This is a genomic window from Microbacterium sp. NPDC059771, from assembly GCF_042732495.1.
In the GTDB taxonomy this organism is placed as follows: domain Bacteria; phylum Actinomycetota; class Actinomycetes; order Actinomycetales; family Microbacteriaceae; genus Microbacterium; species Microbacterium sufflavum.
Map to the genome: position 1 here is coordinate 1 of NZ_JBHWHK010000005.1, position 5,837 is coordinate 5,837.

3 rRNA genes are annotated in these 5,837 nt (G+C 57.9%); all 3 read right to left on the reverse strand.

What is annotated here, in order from left to right:
* Positions 1-299 precede the first annotated feature (299 nt).
* The 3 genes from rrf to ACFV3I_RS18585 all read right to left on the reverse strand — a co-directional run bounded on the left by rrf (position 300) and on the right by ACFV3I_RS18585 (position 5,457).
* A 5S ribosomal RNA gene (rrf, locus tag ACFV3I_RS18575) occupies positions 300-416 on the reverse strand.
* A gap of 79 nt (positions 417-495) precedes the next feature.
* Positions 496-3,618: ribosomal RNA gene (locus tag ACFV3I_RS18580) — 23S ribosomal RNA — on the reverse strand.
* 312 nt (positions 3,619-3,930) lie between these two features.
* Positions 3,931-5,457 (reverse strand): 16S ribosomal RNA (locus ACFV3I_RS18585).
* The 16S, 23S and 5S rRNA genes sit together here, the layout of an rRNA operon.
* Positions 5,458-5,837: the final 380 nt, after the last annotated feature.

Genomic DNA, 5,837 nt, shown 5'->3' on the forward strand with positions numbered 1-5,837 from the left:
GGGGATGGTGAGCACCCGGTGCGTCTGAACGCGAGTCTCCTGGACCTCCACCCGGGGGCCTCCTGTGTGGAACGTGCCAACGATGCCTCATGACTTTACCCTCAGCACCGGGCGTCCGGCGCATGGGGGGGTAACCGGACATACATGGAACTGTGGGCATACAGGAAACGGGAGTCGGCCGACCCTGTGAGACCGACCGGGACGCGCGGGCAGAAATGCCGGCCGTCCTGTAAACGCAGGTATGCCCCGCACCGAAGAAACCAGAAGCTCCTTCAACACGGGGCATACCCACAACAATTGTTCGGCGGCGTCCTACTCTCCCACAGGGTCCCCCCTGCAGTACCATCGGCGCTGAAAGGCTTAGCTTCCGGGTTCGGAATGTAACCGGGCGTTTCCCTCACGCAATAACCACCGAAACACTATGAAGATAACAACCACCGGATGATGTCACGGCCGTTCGTTACTTCAGAACTAACACAGTGGACGCGAGCAACTGAGGACAAGCCCTCGGCCTATTAGTACCGGTCAACTCCACCAGTCACCTGGCTTCCATATCCGGCCTATCAACCCAGTCGTCTACTGGGAGCCTTACCCCCTCAAAGAGGTGGGAGTCCTCATCTCGAAGCAGGCTTCCCGCTTAGATGCTTTCAGCGGTTATCCCTCCCGAACGTAGCCAACCAGCCATGCCCTTGGCAGAACAACTGGCACACCAGAGGTTCGTCCGTCCCGGTCCTCTCGTACTAGGGACAGCCCTTCTCAAGACTCCTACGCGCACAGCGGATAGGGACCGAACTGTCTCACGACGTTCTAAACCCAGCTCGCGTACCGCTTTAATGGGCGAACAGCCCAACCCTTGGGACCGACTCCAGCCCCAGGATGCGACGAGCCGACATCGAGGTGCCAAACCATCCCGTCGATATGGACTCTTGGGGAAGATCAGCCTGTTATCCCCGGGGTACCTTTTATCCGTTGAGCGACGGCGCTTCCACAAGCCACCGCCGGATCACTAGTCCCGACTTTCGTCCCTGCTCGACCCGTCAGTCTCACAGTCAAGCTCCCTTGTGCACTTACACTCAACACCTGATTACCAACCAGGCTGAGGGAACCTTTGGGCGCCTCCGTTACCCTTTAGGAGGCAACCGCCCCAGTTAAACTACCCATCAGACACTGTCCCTGATCCGGATCACGGACCCAGGTTAGACATCCAGCACGACCAGAGTGGTATTTCAACAACGACTCCACCCATACTGGCGTACGGGCTTCACAGTCTCCCACCTATCCTACACAAGCCGAACCGAACACCAATATCAAACTGTAGTAAAGGTCCCGGGGTCTTTCCGTCCTGCTGCGCGAAACGAGCATCTTTACTCGTACTGCAATTTCACCGGGCCTATGGTTGAGACAGCCGAGAAGTCGTTACGCCATTCGTGCAGGTCGGAACTTACCCGACAAGGAATTTCGCTACCTTAGGATGGTTATAGTTACCACCGCCGTTTACTGGCGCTTAAGTTCTCAGCTTCGCCAACCCGAAAGTCAGCTAACCGGTCCCCTTAACGTTCCAGCACCGGGCAGGCGTCAGTCCGTATACATCGCCTTACGGCTTCGCACGGACCTGTGTTTTTAGTAAACAGTCGCTTCTCGCTGGTCTCTGCGGCCACCCCAAGCTCACACCGTAAAGATGATCACCCGGAATGGCCCCCCTTCTCCCGAAGTTACGGGGGCATTTTGCCGAGTTCCTTAACCATAGTTCACCCGAACGCCTCGGTATTCTCTACCAGACCACCTGAGTCGGTTTCGGGTACGGGCCGCCATGAAACTCGCTAGAGGCTTTTCTCGACAGCATAGGATCATCCACTTCACCACAATCGGCTCGGCATCAGGTCTCAGACACATGCACGACGGATTTACCTACCGTGCGTCCTACACCCTTACCCCGGGACAACCACCGCCCGGGCTGGACTACCTTCCTGCGTCACCCCATCACTTACCTACTACCACCTTGGTTCGACGGCTCCACCACTCCCCTCAACTCCGAAGAGATCAGGGCGGCTTCACGGCCTTAGCATTAATGGATTCGATACTGGGCGCTTCAAAGCGGGTACCGGAATATCAACCGGTTATCCATCGACTACGCCTGTCGGCCTCGCCTTAGGTCCCGACTTACCCTGGGCAGATCAGCTTGACCCAGGAACCCTTAGTCAATCGGCGCACACGTTTCCCACGTGTGAATCGCTACTCATGCCTGCATTCTCACTCGTGAACCATCCACCACTACCTTCCAGCATGGCTTCACCCGGCACACGACGCTCCCCTACCCATCACAACAGGCGTTAGCCCTCATGCTGCAATGACACGACTTCGGCGGTACGCTTGAGCCCCGCTACATTGTCGGCGCGGAATCACTTGACCAGTGAGCTATTACGCACTCTTTCAAGGATGGCTGCTTCTAAGCCAACCTCCTGGTTGTCTCTGCGACTCCACATCCTTTCCCACTTAGCGTACGCTTAGGGGCCTTAGTCGATGCTCTGGGCTGTTTCCCTCTCGACCATGGAGCTTATCCCCCACAGTCTCACTGCCGCGCTCTCACTTACCGGCATTCGGAGTTTGGCTAAGGTCAGTAACCCGGTAGGGCCCATCGCCTATCCAGTGCTCTACCTCCGGCAAGAAACACACGACGCTGCACCTAAATGCATTTCGGGGAGAACCAGCTATCACGGAGTTTGATTGGCCTTTCACCCCTAACCACAGGTCATCCCCCAGGTTTTCAACCCTGGTGGGTTCGGTCCTCCACGAAGTCTTACCTCCGCTTCAACCTGCCCATGGCTAGATCACTCCGCTTCGGGTCTTGAGCGCGCTACTAAAACGCCCTATTCGGACTCGCTTTCGCTACGGCTCCCCCACACGGGTTAACCTCGCAACACACCGCAAACTCGCAGGCTCATTCTTCAAAAGGCACGCAGTCACGACGCACCAAGCAAGCTTGATGCGCGACGCTCCCACGGCTTGTAGGCACACGGTTTCAGGTACTATTTCACTCCGCTCCCGCGGTACTTTTCACCATTCCCTCACGGTACTATCCGCTATCGGTCACCAGGGAATATTTAGGCTTAGCGGGTGGTCCCGCCAGATTCACACAGGATTTCTCGGGCCCTATGCTACTTGGGAAACGCACAAGCAAGCCGTACAGATTTCAGCTACGGGGGTCTTACCCTCTACGCCGGGCCTTTCGCATGCCCTTCGCCTACCCATACGGTTTCTGACTCACCGACCGGCCGGCAGACCGATCAAGCACGCTCCCACAACCCCTACAACGCAACCCCTGCCGGGTCTCACACGTTACAGGTTTAGCCTCATCCAGTTTCGCTCGCCACTACTCCCGGAATCACGGTTGTTTTCTCTTCCTGAGGGTACTGAGATGTTTCACTTCCCCTCGTTCCCTCCACACTGCCTATGAGTTCAGCAGCGGGTGACAGCCCATGACGACTGCCGGGTTTCCCCATTCGGACACCCCCGGATCACAGCTCGGTTGACAGCTCCCCGGGGCCTATCGCGGCCTCCCACGTCCTTCATCGGTTCCTGGTGCCAAGGCATCCACCGTGCGCCCTTAAAAACTTGGCCACAGATGCTCGCGTCCACTGTGCAGTTCTCAAACAACGACCAGCCACCCGTCACACACCACCCACAAGCGATGCTTCACCGGGACCGGCAAACTGAAGGACAACCATCACGGCCGCACCCTCAGACACCCAACAGCGCGCCCGACCCGGCCCTCCCAACCTTGCGTTCCACGCCGAAGCAGTACTAGCAAAACCAAGAGAAACCATGCCGAATAGTCAACGTTCCACCCATGAGCAACCAGCATCAGACACTCGCTGATGTACTGGCCTCTGGACCCCCGCCCCGAAGAGCAAGAGCCAAGATGCTCCTTAGAAAGGAGGTGATCCAGCCGCACCTTCCGGTACGGCTACCTTGTTACGACTTCGTCCCAATCGCCAGTCCCACCTTCGACAGCTCCCTCCCCACAAGGGGGTTGGGCCACCGGCTTCGGGTGTTACCGACTTTCGTGACGTGACGGGCGGTGTGTACAAGGCCCGGGAACGTATTCACCGCAGCAATGCTGATCTGCGATTACTAGCGACTCCGACTTCATGGGGTCGAGTTGCAGACCCCAATCCGAACTGAGACCGGCTTTTTGAGATTCGCTCCACCTCACGGCATCGCAGCTCATTGTACCGGCCATTGTAGCACGTGTGCAGCCCAAGACATAAGGGGCATGATGACTTGACGTCGTCCCCACCTTCCTCCGAGTTGACCCCGGCGGTCTCCCGTGAGTCCCCAGCACCACAAGGGCCTGCTGGCAACACGGGACAAGGGTTGCGCTCGTTGCGGGACTTAACCCAACATCTCACGACACGAGCTGACGACAGCCATGCACCACCTGTACACCGACCACAAGGGGGACCCTGTCTCCAGGGTTTTCCGGTGTATGTCAAGCCTTGGTAAGGTTCTTCGCGTTGCGTCGAATTAAGCCACATGCTCCGCCGCTTGTGCGGGCCCCCGTCAATTCCTTTGAGTTTTAGCCTTGCGGCCGTACTCCCCAGGCGGGGAACTTAATGCGTTAGCTGCGGCACGGACGACGTGGAATGTCGCCCACACCTAGTTCCCAACGTTTACGGCGTGGACTACCAGGGTATCTAATCCTGTTCGCTCCCCACGCTTTCGCTCCTCAGCGTCAGTATCGGCCCAGAGATCCGCCTTCGCCACCGGTGTTCCTCCTGATATCTGCGCATTTCACCGCTACACCAGGAATTCCGATCTCCCCTACCGAACTCTAGCCTGCCCGTATCGACTGCAGACCCGGGGTTAAGCCCCGGGCTTTCACAACCGACGCGACAAGCCGCCTACGAGCTCTTTACGCCCAATAATTCCGGACAACGCTTGCGCCCTACGTATTACCGCGGCTGCTGGCACGTAGTTAGCCGGCGCTTCTTCTGCAGGTACCGTCACTCACGCTTCTTCCCTGCTGAAAGAGGTTTACAACCCGAAGGCCGTCATCCCTCACGCGGCGTCGCTGCATCAGGCTTCCGCCCATTGTGCAATATTCCCCACTGCTGCCTCCCGTAGGAGTCTGGGCCGTGTCTCAGTCCCAGTGTGGCCGGTCGCCCTCTCAGGCCGGCTACCCGTCGTCGCCTTGGTAGGCCATCACCCCACCAACAAGCTGATAGGCCGCGGGCTCATCCTGCACCGCCGGAGCTTTCAACCCTCCCCCATGCGAGGAAAAGTGATATCCGGTATTAGACCCCGTTTCCAGGGCTTGTCCCAGAGTGCAGGGCAGATTGCCCACGTGTTACTCACCCGTTCGCCACTAATCCACCCCGAAGGGCTTCATCGTTCGACTTGCATGTGTTAAGCACGCCGCCAGCGTTCGTCCTGAGCCAGGATCAAACTCTCCGTGAATGCTTCACCGGTTCAACCGGTCCACACACACGAGAGCGGAACCGTCGGCCGGAATAAGACCGGACGGTCCACAGCATCCTCGCTGTGTTGTGTTTCAAAGGAACCTCAACCCAACCCCAAAGCTGGGGAAAGGTCGGGGTATCAACATATCTGGCGTTGACTTTTGGCACGCTGTTGAGTTCTCAAGGAACGGACGCTTCCTTCGTACTCACCCTCTCGGGCTTTCCTCCGGGCGCTTCCCTTCGGTATTTCGTGTCTCCGACTCTATCAGGCTTTTCCGTTCCCCCTGACCACCGATTCGCGGCACGCGAAAAAGGACCCGAGTTGAGGATCATTGCTTGATAGGTGCTGCCGACCCGCGACCCGAAGTCGTGCTGCGG